Raw genomic sequence first — 19224 nt, forward strand, 5'->3', positions numbered from 1 at the left:
TAAAACAGGCTCTCCTGCATCACGAGACGCTCGCCCATCATGCCCCGGTCCTCCTGCTGAGAATGCCCGATCAGGGAGTCACGATCCGCCGCTAATCACGAGGACTTTTTCAACGAAATCGGCACGAAGCGGAAGTAACTCGAATGTCTTCCTTTCCGCGGTGAGCAGACGTTCATTCCGTCTGCTCAATTTCTTGATCTGACCCAGTACAGACTTTCCCTCGGCGATTCCCGCGCCCGGCTCACACCGGGATCATGTCCGGGATGTTCACGAAAACCGTGTTCACCTCAAGCAGGGTGGGCCAAGCCGCAGTCCATCGCCTCGTGGTGATGTCGGTTTCGGGTCGAACTCGTCCGGCATAATGGCGGTCGAGTTGAACAAAGTGACGGCCCGTCGGCGAATCCTGCTTGGCGACCGCCGGCTGAGAGGGGACTAATGTGCTCCGACCATGTCGCATCTGAGAACTCGGCCCGCGCCGCCGGGGATGTCGGACCTGCGAGCAGGATCGCAAAGAAGGAAATGAACATGCCGGAGGCATCGTCGATGTGTCCCGCCCAGGCGGACTGCGCAACGTGGTGGGCGAATGTGCTCCTGGAGCATTATGGCATCCGGGCCTGCCTCACTCCCCTGGACGGGGAATACGACTTGAATTTCGCCGTGCATCAGGACGGAGGGAGAACCCATGTCCTGAAGGTGATGCGGCCCGGATGCGAGAGCTCGCTCATCGAGGTGCAATGCCAGGCGCTCAACCACGTCGCGCAGCACGGTCCGGAGGTGGTCGTGCCTCGCGTCGTGAGGCCACGGGATGGTTCCCTGTTCGTGTCTGCTCCCGATCAGGACGGTCGGGAACGGCTGGTCTGGCTCATCACGAACCTTCCCGGCCGGGTCTACGCGCAAACCAACCCGCAGCCGCTGTCCCTGCTGCGCGAGATCGGCGCGACCCTGGCGGCCATGGATCGGGCTCTCAAGAGCTTCGCCCATCCTGCTCTCGGACGGGAGATCAAATGGGATCTCCGCCGATCGGGATGGATCCGCGGTTCGATCGGCCTGATCGACGGTGCCGACAGGCGGGCGATCGTCGAACGGATCGTCGCCGAATTCGAAGGCGGCCTGCTGGGGCGCCTGACCGCGCTTCCCAGCACCGCGATCCATAACGACATCAACGACTACAACATGCTCGTGGATGCGGGCACGGGAGAGCCGCGGCTCTCAGGCATCATCGACTTCGGCGACATGATCGATGGCCCGGCGGTTGCGGAACTCGCGATCGCCGGAGCCTACGCGGTTCTCGGCCAGGAGCGGCCCATTGCGGCCCTTGCGGCGCTCGTCGCCGGGTACGACAGCGTCCGGCCGCTGAGCGATGAAGAACTCGCCTTGATCTATCCTCTCGTCCTGACGCGCCTTGCCGTGAGCGTCACGAACTCCGCCATCGTGAAGCGGGAGAAGCCCGACGACCCCTATGTCACGGTGTCCGAGCAACCGGCCTGGAACTTCCTGGAGACGAGCTCCGGCCTTCCGCGCGATTGGGTCCTGTCATGCCTTCGCGTCTCGTGCGGGCGCGCCGGACATCCCCGTGGCGACGCCGTGATGGGCTGGATCGCAAGCCGACGGGGCCGGTTCGCGCCGATGTTCGGGCGGAGCCTGGACAGGATTCCGGTCATCGACCTGAGCGTCGCCAGTCCCGCATCGCCGCGCAACCCGTTCGCGCTCGATCCCGACGACCTGGACGACGCGGTCGCGGAAGCGATGGGGAGCGCGGGGGCAGGACTCGGCCGATATGGCGAGTCGCGTCTCATCTATACCGGGCCCGAGTTCAGGAAGACTCCCTATGCAGGATCCCACAGGCGCACCGTTCACATCGCCGTCGATGTGTTCATCGACGCCGGCACGGAAGTCCGAGCACCCTTGGACGGGATCGTCCACGCCGTAGAACTGCGGACCGCGCCGCTCGACTACGGCGGCGTCGCGGTCCTGGAGCACGCGACACCGGAGGGCGACAGGTTCTACACGCTCTACGGTCACCTGGCCGCGGACGTCGCTGCGCGGCTTTCCCCTGGACAGGCCGTGGCCGCCGGGGAGGTCATCGCCCTCATCGGCGACCGGGCGGAGAACGGCGGCTGGACTCCTCACGTCCATTTCCAGCTCGGCCTGACCACGCTGGGTCGCGGCGCGGATTGGCCCGGCGTCGCCGATCCCGACGAGTCCGGCGGATGGATGGAGCTGTTCCCGAACGGGGCGGCCCTCCTGAACCTGGCCGACGAGGCGACCGCCGCCGTCACCATCGACTCCGGCGAGATCCTGCCCCAGCGCAAAAAGCGCTTCGCGGGAAACCTGAAGCTCTCCTATCGCGCGCCGCTCACCCTGCTCCGAGGATATCGACAGTTCCTGTTCGACCAGCATGGCCGGACCTACCTCGACGGGTACAACAACGTGCCGCATGTGGGTCACTGCCACCCGCGGATCGTCGCCGCGGCAGAGCGGCAGAACCGGCTGCTCAATACCAACACGCGGTATCTCCACCCGGCGCAGGTCGCGTATGCGGAGGCGCTGACGTCGCGGCTCCCCGATGAGCTGAGCGTCTGCTTTTTCGTGAACTCGGGAAGCGAGGCGAACGAACTCGCCCTGCGGCTTGCGCGGGCCCACACCGGGGCCATCGACACGATCGTCATGGAGGCCGGCTACCACGGCAACACCAACACGGCGATCGATATCAGTCCGTACAAGTTCGACGGTCCCGGGGGACGGAGCGCGCCGGACTGGGTTGAGGTCGTGCCTGTCGCCGATCCCTACAGGGGTCCGTACAAGGGAAGCGATCCGGAGGCCGGGCGCAAATACGCCGATCACGTGCGCGCCGCCGTCGAACGGATCCACGCGCGTGACCGGAGGGTCGCAGCCTTCATCTGCGAAATCTTCCCGAGCGTCGGCGGCCAGCTCATCCCGCCGCCTGGCTACTACCGCCATGCCTACGAGGCCGTCCGCTCGGCCGGGGGCGTGTGCATCGCCGACGAGGTGCAGACCGGACTCGGCCGCATCGGCATCCACCAATGGGGTTTTGAGACGCAAGGCGTCGTGCCCGACATCGTCGTCCTGGGCAAGCCGATCGGAAACGGGCATCCGATCGGCGCCGTGATCACGACGCCAGCGATTGCGGCCTCGTTTGCGAACGGGATGGAATTCTTCAGCACCTTCGGCGGGAGCACGCTTGCTTGCGTGATCGGCCGCGAGGTCCTTCGCGTCGTCGACGACGAGGGCCTCCAGGCACAGGCCCTGGACGTCGGCACGTTCTTGCTGGATGGGCTGCGCGGGCTTCAGGACGAGAGCGCGATCATCGGCGACGTCAGAGGGTCGGGGCTGTTCATCGGCGTGGAGCTGGTCCGGGATCACGACACCCTGGAGCCTGCGCAAAAGGAAGCCTCATACATCGTGAACCGCCTTCGCGAGCACCGGATTTTGATCGGGACCGATGGCCCGTTCGACAACGTGCTGAAGATCAGGCCTCCTCTCTGCTTTACCCGGGAGGACGCGTCCCATCTCCTGCATCGGCTTTCAGCGGTGCTCAGGGAGGAACCCTGCCGCCTGTAGGGGGGCAACGTCACGAGGTGGGGCCCGTGTCTCAGGAGAATACGGTTCTGAAGTTGGTGGCCAGGACCATGTGGGTGCGCACGTCGGCGACCCCGGACATGGTCGAAACCCGATCCCGGACCCTGTTGAGGGTCTCGACCGCGTCGGCGGCAACATCCAGGACGAGGTCGATGTCGCCGGCCACGGACCGGCATTGGATGACCTCGTCGATCTGCCTGATGGCATCGACGACGCCGTAGGCGGGCGTCCTCTCGAGCTTCACGAGCAGGACGGCCTGGTTTGGCCTCGGCGAGACGCTGTCGGACAGGATGGCGCAATAGCCTTGAATGAATCCCTCCCGCTCCAGACGCCGAAGACGAGCCGTCAAGGTGCTGCGGGACAGGCCAACGGCTCTTGCCAGTTGCTTCAAGGGTTCGCGACCGGAACGTGCCAGGATCGCGAGGATCTGGCGGTCGGTTTCGTCGAGAGATGTCATGATGTTGCTCTGGCTCTTGTCGTCGTACGCGAGGCATTCGCTCCAACTGCCAAGTCATTCGATCGAGCCGAACAAATCAAGGGGCATCGGCAGCCGGAGCGCGTCCAGACGCGATTTCCATAGGTCGGACAGACGCTCGGGCCGATCTTCGATTGTGCGGTCAAACCGACAATCATCATGGTAGCCCGAACCTCGACCACGATTGCGAAGTCGGGCTGCATGCCAGATTGGTTATGGGGCATTTGGCAAGCAACGGCTGCTAGGCGGCATCCTACCGGCGTCGTTGATGGCCCCAGGAATGCTGCCGTCCCCAGACGCGCTCGATCCGAGGACCTGGGCATTCACCGACTGACCGAGGGATGTCGGCTCCTGATGCTGTGGACGGCTCCCACCCATCGGTGAGGTAGCATGGCTGCTTCGAGCAGCCAGCGACACAGGAGCATCTCATGAGCACGGTCACCACCATTGGTCTGGACATCGCCAAGTCTGTCTTCCAGGTGCACGGCATCAGCGCCACCGGCGAGGTTCTGATCCGACGTCAGGTCAGGCGAGGGCAGGTGCTCAAGGTCTTCGCCTCTCTGCCACCGTGCCTGATCGGCATTGAGGCCTGTGCAAGTGCTCATCACTGGTCGCGGGAACTCCAGAGCCTCGGCCACGAGGTGAAGCTCATGCCACCAGCTTACGTCAAACCTTATGTGAAGCGGCAGAAGAACGACATGGCTGATGCCGAGGCGATCTGCGAGGCCGTGACCGGCCCCACCATGCGCTTTGTCGAGACCAAGACGTGCGAGCAGCAGAGCATTCTGATGCTGCACCGGGTGCGGCTGATGCAGGTTCGGCAGAGGACCATGCTCACCAACGCCATCCGGGCCCACCTGGCCGAGTTCGGGGTGGTGGCGAAATCGGCAGGTGCTATTTAGAGATCAGCCCGACATGAGATTCCTTCGAGCGCTCTCGTGTTGAGCTGGTGTCGGACCTTGCAAGGAAGCGAGCAGATGGTGTGATCGATCGATCCAGACGGTGAGACACTCCGCACATGACTGTGGTCTTGCAAGGCCGCGGTGTTGTTGGGAACTCACAGAGCGGATGCCATCTTGGCCAGCGGTCATATGCGACTGCACCAACAGGCCGGACATATGACCGCAAGCGATCCGATCAAAACACTGTCCAACACCCTTGCGAGGCGGGGGCCGTCCACATAAGTCATGTCCGGCCCTTGAACGCAGTACTTCATGAGCGCAGACCCCGATGTCGAGCATAGCAGATGGACGGTGTTGTCACATTAACCCGAACATGGTGATAAGGCGTGTAGATGGGTTGGCATGAGCAAACCCGTTAGCTACGAATGCCATCGCTTTCCACCTGAGATCATCGCCCATGCGGTCTGGTTGTACCTCCGGTTCCCACTGAGCCTTCGGTGGTCGAGGAGATGCTGCTCGAGCGTGGGATCGTCGTCTCCTACGAGACGGTCCATCGGTGGGCTCTGAAATTTGGACCCGTTTACGCCCGCCGCCTCAAGCGCAAAACGCCGAGCCGCCATAACATCTGGCACCTCGACGAGGTCGTGATCACCATCGCGGGCAAGAAGCACTGGCTGTGGCGGGCCGTCGACCAGGACGGATATGTCCTTGACGAGATCGTTCAGAGCCGACGTGATACCAAGGCTGCCAAACGCTTGCTGAGACGCCTGTTGAAGAAGCAGGGCAGTGCGCCGCGGCGGATGATCACCGACAAGCTCGGTTCCTATGCTGCGGCTCGACGCCAGATTATGCCGACAATCGAACACCGGTCGCACAAGGGGCTGAATAACAGGGCGGAGAATTCACATCTGCCGCTGCGCCGGCGAGAACGGGCGATGCAGGGCTTTCGATCATCGGGAGGCCTGCAGCGGTTCGTCAGCGTGTTCTCGGCCGTCCGCAACCTGTTCGTTCCACCCCGCTCCCGCCGTTCTGCTTTTGCCGCTTGTCCTCACCGCCGCAATGCCATGGCAGAATGGAGGGCCGCGGCCAACCTCGCAACTCGACCAGTCCAGTAGCCAGATTGGCCTCAACGCGCTCGGCGTCAGTTAACGTGACATCACCGTCATGCGGATTGGTCGGGATAAGCTCTGATGCACCCATGATGATCATTCCCCTGCTAAACCACGTTGTAGTCGGCGACGGTCACCACCTGCCACAGGGTTTGTGGTGCCGCGTTCGTCCTGGTGGATCACCAACACCTGCTGCTCCCAGATCCTCTCACATTTCCGCATGGCGGGATCTGGCGATGCCGTCATCATCAGCGAGCCTCATCTCCTCGGCCAAACCGTTCCTGGCCCGGTTGACCCGGCTCTTGACGGTGCCAACCGCACAGCCGAGAGCCTGGGCCGCTTCCTCATAGGATAGCCCGTCCGCGCCCACGAGCATGATGGCTTCGCGCTGGGTCTCCGGCAGCTTGCCAAGGGCTACCTCAAGATCATGCACCATGATCCTGTCCTCTTGGTCCGGAAGCGAAATCATCGTCGCAGCATAGGATCCATCGACATCCTCAACCTCGCGCGTGATTTTGCGGTGTTCGGAGAAGAACTGGTTGCGCAGGATGGTGAAGAGCCAGGCCTGAAGGTTCGTGCCGGCTGCGAACTGCTCGTGCTTGCTGATAGCTCGCAGCACCGTCTCTTGCACGAGATCTTCGGCCTGATCGGCATTCCGGGTGAGGGAGACTGCGAAAGCCCGGAGTGAAGTCACGCTCGCCAGAATTCCATCAGCGAACGCTTGGTCAGCCGGGTCCGTGCGGGCGCGGATAGCTTCGGTCAATCGCTTGAGAAGCCGGGTCAGGCTGCGTGGAAGCTTCTCCTCGGCAGGGTTGCCATACCAGACCCGGAGTTGCTGGCCGAGATGAGCTTGGATACGGCTGTCCAGGACAGCAGGGCTCGATAGGCTCACAGGGCGTAGGGGAGAGGGCCCGTGATGCCGAATATCGGCAGTGCGGTTCGACAATGTCACCATAGTCGTTCTCCTGTAAATTCGACCTCCAGGACCATGTGGTCGCCTGTCATGTGCCTGGTGCTGAAGGTCACTACCAGGGCGGCGTCGACGACCCGCGCACAACAGTGCCCATGCCCGCCGGGTTCAGCCCTCAAGCGACAGTCCTGACGAACTCAATGTCACCAAGTGAGTTGTGTCGGCGCCGGTGGTGACAGCAGCGGGTTTTCTTGTCAGCGGGGCTTGGTGGCGTCGCGCACCGTGTCCTTGATGCCGCCGACGGCATTCTGTGCCTGGCCAGCCGTCTTCTCAGCGGCTCCTTCGGCCTGAGTCTTGCTGTCGCCTGTGACCTTGCCGATGGCTTCCTTGACGGAGCCCTTGGTCTTCTTCGCGCTGCCTGCAATCCGATCCTTGTCCATGATAGCCTCCGGGCTAGGATGATGCGCACGTGATAACCGGTACGCCAACCGTGTTATCACAGGTGCTAACCCATTCAAATCATTAAAGTTCATCATTTCTTTCATGGGTTATCCCGCACTACTCGACCTGGTTTTTCTGCACCTCTTTTTCTGGCCTTCGGGAGCTTGGCCGCAATACCCTCACCCCCGATGCCGCGCTCCCGCGCCCACACAATCAGGGCACTGCGCCGGTTGACCCCAAGCTTCTGGTACAGCGAGGCTACGTGATTGCGTACCGTGTTGCGGGCAAGCCGAAGCTCCGTCCCAATCTCAGGATCACTCTTGGCTTGGCAGACGAGGGCGAGCACCTCGCGCTCCCGTGCCGTCAGATCAGCGATGCTGGCGGCAGCCTGGGCTGGTGACTGTCCCGGCCGGGCAGGGTGGCGCATGGCAGCAAGCTTCTCGACCACGCCCCGGCTGAACCAGGACGCGTCCGCCATCACCGCCTCAATCGCTGTGACGAGTTCTTCCTCCGAGCGCCTGCGTTCGGTGATGTCCTGGAACGAGCACAGGATGCACGCACGATCGCTCAGCGTGATGGCCTCGGCGGATATCAGGCAGTCGATGTCGCCGCCGTCCTTCACCTGGAGGCGGGCTTCGAAGTCCCTAACCGCACCTGTTTTGGCGAGCTCGGTCTCAAAGCGCCGACGTTGCCCGTCGTCAAGCCAGAGGCCAAGCTCATGCGCCTGGCGCCCGATCACATCCTGGACCTGATAGCCCAGTATCCTCATGAAGGAGTCGTTGACCTCAACAAACCGATGATCGTTGGCGGTGCTGATGGCGGTAGGGACCGGTGCGAGGCGGAAAGCCTTGGCAAACCGCTCCTCGGACTGCCGCAGGGCCGTCTCAGCCTTCCGGCGCGGCTCCAGGTCAGCGAAGGTGAACAGCATACAACGCACATCGCCAACTTCGATTGGCTGCCCTGCCACCACCACCTGGCGTCCCCCCGGATCGCTTGGCACCGTGAGGCAGGCTTCCATCTGCGGGATGGTCTCGCCCGCGCGCAGCCGTTCCAGTGCCAGGTTCCGGCGTTCGGCCCGTTCAAGCACATCGATCTCGTAGACAGTTCTGCCCAGCACGTCCTCGCGTTTGTAGCCGGTCAGATCCAGGAAACCCTCGTTTACCATGACGAGACGCAGGTCCATGAGGCGACAGATAGCGGCGGGCGCTGGGTTGGCCGCGAAGGCCCGCTCGAAGCGGTGCTCAGCCTCAACCTGTCCGCTGACGTCGTGAACAATGAGCACGAGGCAGTCGGGGTTGCCGGCGTGATCGGTGATGACGAGGCTGCGGATGCGGTGGGTGCGATCCCGGTCTTGGTTGGTTCTGTGGGCCACGACCACCACGACGTCCTCAAAGGCTTCGCCAGCGACTACGCGGTCAATAGGGTATCGGCCGTGGTCGAGCATATGGCTAGTTTCCTGGCGCAGGACGAAGTTGTTGCGGTATTCGTTAACTGTCCGGCCGAGCTCGTGCAGGTGTGTGACCCCATGCATCTCTAGGGCGGCCTCGTTGGCATAGGTGATGGTCTGATCCGGCTCAACCAGGATCACGCCCTCGGTCAGGCCGGCAATAATCTGCTCCAGTTGCGAGCGATCCGGGGCTTGGTCACCCACCGCAGCGCCCGCTTCGCCACGGACCGGACCAGGAGTATCGGCGGCACTCAAACGTTTCGGGCGCTGGAGGTCGACGCGACCCATGCCTGCACCTGTCTTTGCCATGAGATGACCCACACTGTGCTTCCATTCTCCTGGTCTCAACGGAACTCGGCGCAGCGGGTTTCACGCAGCACGACCTTGAGCTGTCCCGTTGCTTGGCGCTAGCTCTGATGATGGCGCGTGAAGCATCCCCAGGACTCCGGGGCCAAGAGCATCATCAGGACCTCCACCAGCGGCGAAGTCTGACATGTGAACGTTGGTTCTGATGGCCTAGACCGTTCCTGAACCATCGCCAGCTCGCTGAGTTGATCAAACAGGCTGGGCAAGCCGAGACCAGGCAAAAGGCTGACTCACTTTCAGGAGGAAACGTCCATGGTTGAGACCTATGGTGACGACAGTACCCAGACGAGAGCTGGAGCTGAACCCCGATCGTATAACACTGGAGCCTCGAGCCGCCGCTCCGACCCAGCCCAAGATCTGGAGCTCCGCGGTGGTACACGACAGGACATAGATGACGAGCGCCGCAGACAGCGGAGAGCAGATCTGTTTTTCGAGGACAGCATTGTCCTGCTTGGGATCCTCCTTGGAGGCGCTGTCGGGTACATGACGGCGACAACAGTGCGCAAGACAACCTGGAGCAGCAATCCACCCCGGAGATCGTCTCAGCGAACGGATCAGGGCCGCCCCTTAGGCCAACATGGCCGGGCCCGCACGTCTAGTTCGGTCGAAAAGGATGAGACCACCGACCTGATCGCATCCAACAAGGTCGAGGGTACGGCCGTCTACAACCGCCAGGGCGAAAAGCTCGGGGAGGTCTATAACTTCATGGTCGGCAAGCGCTCGGGCGGGGTGGCCTATGCGATCATGAGCTTCGGCGGCTTTCTCGGAATTGGCCAGAAGTATCATCCGCTTCCGTGGAATGCCCTCACCTATGACACCGGCAAGAAGGGCTATGTGGTTGATGCCGACAAGGAGAGGCTGATGGGAGCGCCCAATTACGCCGCTGGTGAAGAGCCGTTCTCCCGGCCCGAGTACGGGCAGCAGGTGCGGGACTACTGGTCCTCAGGGCTCACCTGAGCGTCCCCCGCGGCGCCGGGACGCCTGAGGCTCTGCCACCTGCAAGGACAGCAGAGCCTTAGCCGCTTGGGAGCGCAGTGGTACCATGCCCAGCCTCGACCAAATGAGTGAGTCGGAGCTGCTCGCCGAGCTCCAACACGTCGCAAACGCGTGTGAAAAGCTCAACCAGGAAGTCTTACGTGCCGCCCAGCGGCAACAGTTCAGCAAGGATGATCTAGAGATCGCTCAAGCCGCCCACGATAGGCAATCCCTCTTGGCCCACATGAACCGGCTGATGGACCGCAGACGTGCCGTCGAGGGTCATCTCATGCGCATCCGAGGGCAACTCCGGCCGCTGAAGCTGGATAAGGTGGGGCAAGGCTGAAGCGGTGGAGGAGCAAGAAGCATAGTTTTGCCGTTGAGCGGGAAGGTCAGTTCTTGGCAGATTGCGTTGACAAAGTCGGCATCCAGACGGGCTGGGACAGCGATGCAGCTTGCCTTGTTGAGGTTAGGACTGTGGTGAGGTGTATCCTTTGGGCCTTCTCAGCTCGACTTTGGCCAATCAGGCGGCTCGGCAGAGCGCGTAAATCAAGCATCGTTGAAGGGCCTGTGAGGGTTTTGTCATTTTGTGCCGGTGCCGGGACGTGAGTAAACCGGTTTCGCGCCAGATGGCCTGCCGCACCGCAGCCAGAGCATCCGCGAAGGTGGGACGCGACTTGCGGTACCAGGGGAGCGCGCAAGGTTTGTGCAATAAACCTCGGTATCTTGGACGAAGCATGAACATTCCTCAGGGGAGCATCCCTCAGGCAGCGCTTCGGTGGCGGACATTGCGCAGCGGACGCTGCTGCCCGGCTCCAGTAACAGCATGCTGCCAGAGGTAATCGCCGGTCAGGCTGATATGTCGCCAGCCCAGTGGCGCGACATGCGTGAGAAGCTCGTCCGGCACGATCCAGCCTTGGGAGCGCAGATGCTCCACCGCGCAACCCATGTAGAGCGTGTTCCAATACACGATTGCAGCGATCACCAGATTGAGGCCTGAGGCCCGGTAGCTCTGGTTCTCGAACGTTCGATCCGTGATCCGTCCCTGCTTATGGGCAAAGATTGCCTGAGTCATGGAGTTGCGAGCCTCGCCCTTGTTGAGGCCGACATGGCAGCGCCGCCGCAGGTCTGGGTTCTCCAGCCAGTCGAGCGTGAACAGGCTCCGCTCAATCCGGCCAATCTCCTGGAGGGCGAGGTCCACCCGGTTCTGGCGCTTGTAAGCACTCAGCTTCTTCAGCATCACAGAGGGAGCAACGGTGCCAGCCTTGAGGGAGGCTGCCAGCTGCAGCACCTCGTCCCAGCCTTGACGCACCACGTCAGCGCGGATCGGGCGGCCCATCAATGGCTGGAGACTGCTCGGCACCTCGAGGCCCACCATGGTGGCCAGCCGCCGATCCTTCAGATCCCGCAGGCGGGGCACAAACCGGAAGCCAAGCAGATGGCACAGGCCAAAGACGTGGTCGGTGGCGCCGCCCGTGTCGGTGTAGTGCTCATGGATCGACAGCCCCGTTCCATGGTGTAGCAGGCCATCCAGAACATGCGGCGCCTCGCTCGTGGTGGCCGAGATTACCTTGGTGTGGAAAGGGCCGTACTGATCCGACAGGTGCGTGTAGAACTTCACACCAGGATCCGAGCCATACTTCGCGTTGACCTCGCCGGCTCCGGCACTCCTGCGCCCGGTGCGGAAGAACTGCCCGTCCGAGGAGGATGTGCTCCCATCACCCCAGAGGGCTGCCAGCGGGAGACGTTGGTGCGCATCGACGATGGCGCCGAACGCTGCCTTGTAGGTTTCTTCCCGCAGATACCAGGAGTGCACCCAGGTCAGTTGAGCCTTGGTCACGCCCTGAGAGGCATCAGCCATCCTCTCGATGCCCAGATTGGTCGCATCGGCCAGCACCGCTGCCAGAACAGCCGTCACATCATCGGCCGGCCTGCCGTCGCGCAGATCGGTAAAGCAGCGCGCAAAGCCGGTTGCCTGCGCGACCTCGTTCAGCAGCTCGGTGATGCGGATGTTCGGCATCAGCAGGTCGAGATCGCGATCGAGCCGATCCGCTTCTGGAGGGGTGAGGGCCCGCAGTGGGGTCACATGCAGTTCCTCGCCACGCAGGGAGACGCCCGGGACGGCGTTCTTGCTCAGCCCTCGGGCGAACCGCTTCAGCCGCCACTCGAGAAGCTGGCTTCGCTCAGCAAGATACGCATCCGCATCATCCGGAGCTTTCAAGTCGGCAATCGCTGACGGGGCAGAGGCCGGAGGCAGCAGATAGGTGTCGAAGCGCTGGTAGTTGCGGGTGCCTTCAACCCAGATGTCGCCGGAGCGCAGGCGATCCCGCAGCACGGCGAACACGGCCGTCTCATACAGCCGCCGGTCTGGTTGACCTGTGTCCATGATCAACTGCTGCCAGGTCTTCGGAAGGAACGACAGGGGAGGCTTCTGGGGCAGATCCCGACGACGGGAGCGGAGGCTCTCCCGGACCACGTTGAGTGCCGCAAGGACAGGGTTGCGCCGGCTGGTGCTGCGGAAGGTAAAGGCGTCCAGAAAGGGCAGGGCAAAGCGGCGTACCGTCATGAACTTCGCGGCCGCCATAACGAGTGTATCGCCATCAGCGAGTTGGGCCAACTCCTCAACGTGCGGCTGGACTTTGATCAACCGACTCCAACCGATCCCCTCATCAATGATCTCGAACGGGTCGCCGCGTGTGGCGCGGGCGGTGCTCAGGGCCGTGATGGTCGAGTGGAACAGGCGCATCAGGCGGCTGACCTCACGGCCTGTGGTCTGATAGGCGCGCTCTTGGCGTCGGCGGGCACGGGTAAAGAGGCCGCCCACCAGCCGATCAAACATCCCGATGGCAGCATCGGCCAGTTTGGCCTCGAGCTCAATGATCTGCGCCACGAGCGTCGCCCGACGCCGGCGCACACTGTATTCGTCGAGCAGGAAGGCTGGAGCAACGGCTCCCTCGCGTACGAACTGCTGAAAGCGGCGTTCGTGGACCCGGTCTACGATCTCGGGGCTGATCTGGAGGGACCGAACGAAGGTCAACCGCTCGAGGAGTGCTGCCATGTTAGCCGTACTGGGAGCTTCGGCGATATCGCGCAGCCAGGCGAGGGGAGTGCGCTTGAGCGTGGCGTCATTCACCAGCAGGGCATCGATCGCCTTGAGCCGATCCTCTGTCAAAGGCGCGAGAAGCGCCTCGGCAGCACGCCTGCGGGCCAGGGCTCGGCCGGCACGGGCAAGCCGCTCGAGCCTAGCGGGCGCTGGCAGAATGATCCAATGATCGCGCAACCAGTCAAGAACCGCCTGAACAATCTCGACCCCATTATCCGTCGCCCAGGCTGCTTCCGCCGCAACATTCAGCATGAGCGGCCAGTCCTCCTGCATCGCGGGCCGCAAGTTGAAGCGAGCCATCAGTTCGGCGGCATGGTCGAGCCGGGTTTGCGGCCGTCGACTGTAGTCCTCGAAGACGTGAGGTGAGACCTGGAGTTGGCTTGCCAGGAAGGTCAGCATCTCTCGCGAAGGAGCCTCGTTGAGGCGAAGCCCAAACCCGGGATGCCGGAGCAAGCAGAGTTGGACCGCAAACCCAAGTTGGTTGCGGGCACCGCGCTTGCGCAACACCAAGTCGAGATCATCCGGGCTGAGGGTATAGTGCTTGATGATCAGGTGTTCCTGCCGAGGCACACCGAACAGGAGTTGGTGTTCATCCTCAGTCAGCAAGCCACGTTGTGCCATTGTACGCCCCTACACAGCCCCGGCTTGATGATTGATGTGAGGCCGGGGTCCGGGACGGGATTATGGGATTAATGAAAGCGGCGTGCCGAATCCTGTTTGGTTGCTGTCCACAGAGTGAGCGGGGAGGGCGGCAGCCACCTCTGCTCACTACCTTCTATGTTCCTGCTTTGTCCGGTTTGCCGAGGTTTATTGCAGAAACCTTGCGCGCTCCCCCGGTTCAGGGAGGCAAGTTCTGCCCTATACCGCTCACAGGCCGGTGCTTGGGCGAGCGCTGTATTCTGTCCTGCCAAAGGCACCAGCAGGATGCTCGTCGCAAGGGTCAGCAGGGATCTCCAGAGGCGGCTGAGGCGCGACGGCATGCTGGTCCTCCCATGCCGAAGCATTGCCCCTCAATGAGCAGCACCATGATCCTGCCGGAGGACAAACTGTTGCGACGCTTGGCCGATCGTCAATCCCATGACCAAAGCCACGGTTCCGGCTCTACTGCTTTTGCGCCAATGGTGACGGATCAACCCAGTATCAGAAGGGCGGGGAAGACTACTAAAGGAAGCTGTTGAGGCTGTCGCGCAGATGGATGAGTTCGTCCCTGAGCGCCTGGATCTCCTGGGCTGATCGACCACTGGCGCAGGCCACGTTGTGCCGCGCCTTGGCGGCCTGCTCCTTGAGGCTGTGCCCCTTAGGCGTGAGGCTGATGCGCACCTGACGCTCGTCCTCGAGATCCCGCTGGCGGCGCACGATGCCGGCCGCTTCGAGTCGCTTGAGCAGCGGGGTCAGCGTGCCCGAGTCGAGATGAAGCCGTTCGCCAATGTGCTTCATCATCTGATCGTCCCGCTCCCACAGCACCAGCAGCACCAGGTACTGCGGATAGGTAAGACCGATCTGGTCCAGCCCCGGCTTGTACACGCGGTTGAAGGCCTGCGACACGGAGTAGGCCGCGAAGCAGAGCTGCCGGTCGAGGGTGAGGGTGTCGTCCAGGGTGTCAGGCTCATGCATCTGCGGTTTGGCCAAGGCGTACTCCTAGGATCGATCAGGTTCGTTAACGTACCACTGAATAACACGTTAGTATAGTTGCGTGCAGTTCAATTGCACGTTAATGATATTCCACCTGCTCATCCTGGCAGGCCTCCACCCTCCACCTGCTTGAGAGCCTGCCATGATCCGCATCCCTGCCTCTTACCTCCGGGGTCTCGCTGTTCTGACCCTCGGCGCCACCTTCGTGCTCAGCCATGCAGCCTTGGCTGCCCCGCAAGGCGGCTCCTCCCAGTCTGATGCCCAGGTTCAAATGGCTGAGTTGTTGGGAGACGACTTGGTGGAGGAGCACCGCACGGCAGGCAATGAGCTGGCGGAGAACTGCTACTTGGAAGTGCAGAAGCACGGTACGCCGCAAGGCAAGGTCGTGTCCCGCATTGTGCACGAGTGCGACTGAGGTGAAGCAATGAACAGGATCTTCACCATGCATAAGCGCACTCTTCGCCCTGCGAACTACTTCAGACCTGCGGAGCAACCGGACGAGGTCGAGACCGCCGCCCGTGTTCTCAGTGCTTTGCTGGTATCAGGGGCGATGGTGACCGGGGGAGCCTTGCTGCTCCGAGCGGCTCCGGCGCATGCCGAGCGGGAGATCGTGCAGGACTCCGCGGCGCTGCAACCAAAGCCCACGAAGTACGTCAAGCCAAACACAGTTGCGGCGAACACCCCCAGCGCCCGCCGCCTTTGGGTGGACCCGCCACCGCTTCCCACAGGCCAGCAGGCGGCTCGTGCAGCCAGCTCCGCAGAACCTGCCTTTAAGGCAGCCCCTGTCACCCAGACAGCTTCCGCCAGCTCACCGGCGCCGCCCACTGAGTGCCTGCCGACTGATCTGCGCAATGTGCTGAAGGATGTTGAAGCGCGCTTTGGTGCGGTGATGCTGGTGTCCACGACGGAGCTGCACACCGATAACCACAGCCGCGCCAGCGTGCGTCATAAGCTTCATAGCGCATGCCGGGCGGTAGACTTCAAGGTAAAGGGTAACGGAAAGGCTGTGGTTGCGTACCTGCGCTCACGGCCCGAGGTGGCCGGGATCAACAGCTATGGCAACAATGGCGTGATCCACATTGATTATGCCGAGCCGCGTCAGGTGGCCCAGCGCCAGGCGCTGCCTCGTACCGGGATAAGCAGCGCCGCAAGATCGTGGCTTGCGCAGGTTGGGCTGCATGAGAGAATGGTTCGATGGCGTACCCCGCGGTCAGCATGCCTGACGTTACCCTTCTTCTCCTATTAAGCTATTCCCACAGGCTCCCATAACGACTGGGGCCAAGTGAGCTTAGTGCCTGAGCGATCTTTTCTGCCCTGCCGACTTCGGTCGCGCTCAAAAGTTTAATTGAGTTCTACGTGACCTGAACCCTTCTTTAGGACGAGGCGATAAAGGACTGCTCTTGGCACATCCCGGGCATTAGGCGAATGTCGGCTCAAGCAGGGAACATCGGAGGTTTCTGTCAGTGAACGAATTTCACTACCTGACCCACTCCAGACCTTCGGCATTCCGCAACCATGCCAAGGCACCCTCGTGTGCAACCTGCCGTTGATCAGAACCGGTGGCTGGAGGATCCGTCCGATGTGGCGGGAGCCCTATTGCACGGCTGCCGTCTCCGCAGCGTCCCTGCCACCCTGGGCAGGCGGCTCAGGCGCGCTCGGCACCCCTGCCTCACGGCTGCGCTCTTGCGGGCCTGATGCGTCGCGCGGCCCGATGACCTGACGCTCGGATGCGCCGTTAAGGTGAGCCAGAAGGTCCGTGGGCAGCGGGAATACAATCGTCGACGAGCGCTCACTGGCAATATCGTGCAGTGCCGCAAAATAGCGGAGCTGCATCGCCTGTGGCTCAGCCGCAAGCAATCGACCCGCCTCCACGAGCTTCTCGGCTGCCTGCTGCTCGCCTTCGGCATTGATTACCTTCGCCCGCCGCAGGCGCTCCGCCTCCGCCTGCTTGGCGATGGCGCGGATCATGTTCTCGTTGAGGTCGATATGCTTGATCTCGACATTCGCCACCTTGATGCCCCAGGCATCCGTCTGCTGATCGAGGATCTGCTGAATATCAGCATTGAGCCGGTCGCGCTCGGCCAGCATCTCATCGAGTTCGTGCTTGCCAAGCACTGAACGTAGCGTGGTCTGCGCCAGTTGGCTGGTCGCGGCCATGTAGTTCTCAACCTTGATGATGGCTCTTTCTGGATCGACGATGCGGAAGTAGATGACGGCATTGACCTTCACCGAGACATTGTCCCGCGAGATCACATCCTGGGGCGGGACGTCCTGGACGATCACCCGCAGATCAACCCGAACCATCTGCTGCACGAACGGGATCAGGATGATCAGCCCAGGACCCTTCACGCCGGTGAAGCGGCCAAGGGTGAACACGATGCCACGCTCATATTCCCGCAGTATTCGGATTGCCGCGGCCAGGAAGCCCACGATGAGCAGCGCCAGAACCAGGTAGGCGATGTAGTCGAAGATCATGAGTGTCCTCCAAGGCTGACTGCCAATTCGGGCATGCGGCGCACCTCGAGCATCAAGCCCTCGATCCCGGTGATCTGAACCTGCTCGCCCGGCATCAGAGCTTGGGGGGCTTGCGCCTGCCAGCGCTCCCCGAACGCGAGCACGTGCCCCTCCTGGCCTGACCAATCAAGCACCTCTGCCGTCTGCCCGACCATTGCAGGGGCGCCGGTGCGGATGGGCTGATGGCGCGTTCGCCAGACGTAGCCGAGTGTCAGGGACAAGAGGCCGAAGCTGGCCAGCATGGCACCTCCGACCACCGTCCAGGAGAGCTGGAATTCCGGCGCATCGGTGTCGATCAGCATCAACGCTCCGAGCAGGAAGGCCACGAGCCCTCCCGTTCCGAGCACCACGGTCGGGTTGAACGCCTCCGCAACCAGGAAGGCGAGCCCAAGCAGCATCAGCGCAAGCCCGGTGTAGTCCACCGGCAGCATGTTCAAGGCATACAGGCCGAGAACAAGGCAGATGGCGCCAATCACGCCAGGCGCCACCGCCCCTGGGTTGCTGAACTCGAAGATGAGGCCGTAGACGCCCACGATCATCAGGATGAAGGCCACATTGGGGTTCGTGATCACCCCGAGCAGCCGGATGAGCCAACCCGGCTCCTCTGACCTTATCGTGAGATCCTTGGTGGCCAGGCGTCGGCGCTCGCCCATCACCTCGACTTCCCGTCCGTTGAGGCGGGCGAGGAGATCCTCGGGGCTCGTGGCGATAAGGTCAATGACACCCTTGTCCAATGCTGCCAAGGAGGAGAGGCTCGCCGCCTCCCGCACGGCCTGTTCCGCCCAGTCCGCATTGCGGTGCCGGAGATCGGCCAGGCTACGGATGAGGGCGACCGCGTCACTGGTCACCTTGGCCGTCATGGCATCGCCAGATCCCAGCGGGGGCTTATCACTGCCTTCCTTGTCCTTCTCAGGCTCTCGGAGGCCGGGTGTAAGCGGGCTGCCGATCTGCACCGGGGTCGCGGCGCCCAGGTTGGTACCCGGGGCCATGGCAGCCACATGGGTGGCATACAGGATGTAAGTGCCTGCACTGGCCGCATGGGCGCCAGCGGGGGCCACGAAGCCGATAACCGGCACAGGCGAGGCCAGCACATCAGCGATGATCTCACGCATACTTGTGGCCAGGCCGCCTGGTGTGTTGAGGCGCAGGATGACCGCCTCCACGTGCTGCGGATCGGCGGCAAGAAGGGCGTCCTTGACGTACTGGACCGTTGCGGGCCCAATAGCTCCGGTGACCGTGATTAAGGTCACGTACCGATCTGCATCAGGTTTGAGCTCAGTCGCCCAAGCGCCCACTGCTGTTGATGCCATCAACATGAAGACGGCAGCTATCATTCGGGTGAGACGCTTCCGGAACACGTACCAGTCTCCGCGACTGAAGATCCAGGTGCCCCTTTCATTCATCATAGCATCAAACCGTCTCACGGGCCATCAAGCCATGCGGAATGTCAGTCCTCCAAGCAGAGACGGGATGTGCCTGATGACGCGGGCAGCGGAGTACGCCCGCAGTCGGTAAAAGTCCGAGCCGCGGCCAATCGTTACACGCACCTGCTCCGCCAAAGGACTGCAGCGGTTACCCTCGGTCATCTCGCCTGTCAGGAACCGAGTGTGAAGGATTGACCTGCGAAGGGCATTGGCGAGTGCTATAATGCTTTGAGGTTCTAGCCTGGACGTGCCTTCAGCGCTGACCAAGAGTGTCCGAATGCCGTCCAGAGAGTGGGGGGAGGGACACTATGCGGCCGAAGAGCGAT

At 62.4% G+C, this 19224-nt stretch carries 13 protein-coding genes and 2 pseudogenes; 7 read left to right on the forward strand and 8 right to left on the reverse strand.

Annotated features, from left to right (window positions below):
* The first annotated feature begins 525 nt into the window (after positions 1-525).
* Positions 526-3582, forward strand: coding sequence for an aminotransferase class III-fold pyridoxal phosphate-dependent enzyme (locus JKG68_RS25810; protein WP_202064498.1), 3057 nt, complete (start codon positions 526-528; stop codon positions 3580-3582).
* 31 nt (positions 3583-3613) lie between these two features.
* Here JKG68_RS25810 and JKG68_RS25815 read toward each other — a convergent pair whose 3' ends face one another.
* On the reverse strand, positions 3614-4057 hold the full coding sequence (locus JKG68_RS25815) for an Lrp/AsnC family transcriptional regulator (protein WP_199051132.1): 444 nt from the start codon (positions 4055-4057) through the stop codon (positions 3614-3616).
* 446 nt (positions 4058-4503) lie between these two features.
* On the opposite strand from JKG68_RS25815, the pseudogene JKG68_RS25820 reads away from it, so the two are divergent.
* Positions 4504-4953: pseudogene (locus JKG68_RS25820) on the forward strand (IS110 family RNA-guided transposase); the annotation flags it as partial.
* Positions 4954-5379: 426 nt separating this feature from the next.
* A pseudogene (locus JKG68_RS25825) lies at positions 5380-6092 on the forward strand (IS6 family transposase).
* A gap of 202 nt (positions 6093-6294) precedes the next feature.
* Here JKG68_RS25825 and JKG68_RS25830 read toward each other — a convergent pair.
* The 3 genes from JKG68_RS25830 to JKG68_RS25840 all read right to left on the reverse strand — a co-directional run bounded on the left by JKG68_RS25830 (position 6295) and on the right by JKG68_RS25840 (position 9193).
* The gene (locus tag JKG68_RS25830) at positions 6295-7041 is read right to left on the reverse strand and encodes a sigma-70 family RNA polymerase sigma factor (protein ID WP_202064499.1); all 747 of its coding nucleotides are present in this window, start codon (positions 7039-7041) and stop codon (positions 6295-6297) included.
* A gap of 209 nt (positions 7042-7250) precedes the next feature.
* On the reverse strand, positions 7251-7436 hold the full coding sequence (locus JKG68_RS25835; protein WP_202064508.1) for a CsbD family protein: 186 nt from the start codon (positions 7434-7436) through the stop codon (positions 7251-7253).
* Positions 7437-7537: 101 nt separating this feature from the next.
* Positions 7538-9193, reverse strand: a complete 1656-nt coding sequence (locus JKG68_RS25840) for a PAS domain S-box protein (protein ID WP_246515865.1) — start codon at positions 9191-9193, stop codon at positions 7538-7540.
* A 540-nt stretch (positions 9194-9733) separates the two neighbouring features.
* Here JKG68_RS25840 and JKG68_RS25845 point away from each other — a divergent pair.
* Positions 9734-10207 carry a PRC-barrel domain-containing protein gene (locus JKG68_RS25845; RefSeq protein WP_202064510.1) on the forward strand — a complete coding sequence of 158 codons (474 nt, stop codon included), beginning with the start codon at positions 9734-9736 and terminating at the stop codon, positions 10205-10207.
* 85 nt (positions 10208-10292) lie between these two features.
* Entirely contained in the window at positions 10293-10571 is a 279-nt protein-coding gene (locus JKG68_RS25850; protein WP_202064512.1) for a hypothetical protein, read from the forward strand.
* 417 nt (positions 10572-10988) lie between these two features.
* Here JKG68_RS25850 and JKG68_RS25855 read toward each other — a convergent pair whose 3' ends face one another.
* Both JKG68_RS25855 and JKG68_RS25860 read right to left on the reverse strand, forming a co-directional pair.
* Positions 10989-13949 carry a Tn3 family transposase gene (locus tag JKG68_RS25855; RefSeq protein WP_202064518.1) on the reverse strand — a complete coding sequence of 987 codons (2961 nt, stop codon included), beginning with the start codon at positions 13947-13949 and terminating at the stop codon, positions 10989-10991.
* Positions 13950-14489: 540 nt separating this feature from the next.
* Entirely contained in the window at positions 14490-14942 is a 453-nt protein-coding gene (locus tag JKG68_RS25860) for a MarR family winged helix-turn-helix transcriptional regulator (RefSeq protein WP_202064527.1), read from the reverse strand.
* 160 nt (positions 14943-15102) lie between these two features.
* Between JKG68_RS25860 and JKG68_RS25865 the strand changes: the two genes are divergently transcribed.
* Both JKG68_RS25865 and JKG68_RS25870 read left to right on the forward strand, forming a co-directional pair.
* Positions 15103-15375 carry a hypothetical protein gene (locus JKG68_RS25865; RefSeq protein ID WP_202064520.1) on the forward strand — a complete coding sequence of 91 codons (273 nt, stop codon included), beginning with the start codon at positions 15103-15105 and terminating at the stop codon, positions 15373-15375.
* A 27-nt stretch (positions 15376-15402) separates the two neighbouring features.
* On the forward strand, positions 15403-16206 hold the full coding sequence (locus JKG68_RS25870; protein ID WP_202064522.1) for a D-Ala-D-Ala carboxypeptidase family metallohydrolase: 804 nt from the start codon (positions 15403-15405) through the stop codon (positions 16204-16206).
* A 347-nt stretch (positions 16207-16553) separates the two neighbouring features.
* Here the strand turns inward: JKG68_RS25870 and JKG68_RS25875 are convergent, their stop codons facing one another.
* Complete coding sequence (locus tag JKG68_RS25875; protein ID WP_202064524.1) at positions 16554-17435, reverse strand: slipin family protein; 882 nt, start codon at positions 17433-17435, stop codon at positions 16554-16556.
* Positions 17432-18724: an NfeD family protein gene (locus JKG68_RS25880; RefSeq protein WP_312890971.1), complete on the reverse strand. Its 1293-nt coding sequence runs from the start codon at positions 18722-18724 to the stop codon at positions 17432-17434. Before JKG68_RS25880 ends, JKG68_RS25875 begins: the two co-directional genes overlap by 4 nt.
* Between the last annotated feature and the right edge of the window lie 500 nt (positions 18725-19224).

This window comes from Microvirga aerilata (genome assembly GCF_016743775.1).
GTDB classification, from domain to species: Bacteria; Pseudomonadota; Alphaproteobacteria; order Rhizobiales; family Beijerinckiaceae; genus Microvirga; species Microvirga aerilata.

Bases quoted from the DNA above. Each gene is read 5' to 3' on its own strand.
- JKG68_RS25810 (WP_202064498.1), top strand. From the start codon at position 526: ATGCCGGAGGCATCGTCGATGTGTCCCGCCCAGGCGGACTGCGCAACG.
- JKG68_RS25815 (WP_199051132.1), bottom strand. From the start codon at position 4,057: ATGACATCTCTCGACGAAACCGACCGCCAGATCCTCGCGATCCTGGCA.
- JKG68_RS25830 (WP_202064499.1), bottom strand. From the start codon at position 7,041: ATGGTGACATTGTCGAACCGCACTGCCGATATTCGGCATCACGGGCCC.
- JKG68_RS25835 (WP_202064508.1), bottom strand. From the start codon at position 7,436: ATGGACAAGGATCGGATTGCAGGCAGCGCGAAGAAGACCAAGGGCTCC.
- JKG68_RS25840 (WP_246515865.1), bottom strand. From the start codon at position 9,193: ATGGCAAAGACAGGTGCAGGCATGGGTCGCGTCGACCTCCAGCGCCCG.
- JKG68_RS25845 (WP_202064510.1), top strand. From the start codon at position 9,734: ATGACGGCGACAACAGTGCGCAAGACAACCTGGAGCAGCAATCCACCC.
- JKG68_RS25850 (WP_202064512.1), top strand. From the start codon at position 10,293: ATGCCCAGCCTCGACCAAATGAGTGAGTCGGAGCTGCTCGCCGAGCTC.
- JKG68_RS25855 (WP_202064518.1), bottom strand. From the start codon at position 13,949: ATGGCACAACGTGGCTTGCTGACTGAGGATGAACACCAACTCCTGTTC.
- JKG68_RS25860 (WP_202064527.1), bottom strand. From the start codon at position 14,942: ATGCATGAGCCTGACACCCTGGACGACACCCTCACCCTCGACCGGCAG.
- JKG68_RS25865 (WP_202064520.1), top strand. From the start codon at position 15,103: ATGATCCGCATCCCTGCCTCTTACCTCCGGGGTCTCGCTGTTCTGACC.
- JKG68_RS25870 (WP_202064522.1), top strand. From the start codon at position 15,403: ATGCATAAGCGCACTCTTCGCCCTGCGAACTACTTCAGACCTGCGGAG.
- JKG68_RS25875 (WP_202064524.1), bottom strand. From the start codon at position 17,435: ATGATCTTCGACTACATCGCCTACCTGGTTCTGGCGCTGCTCATCGTG.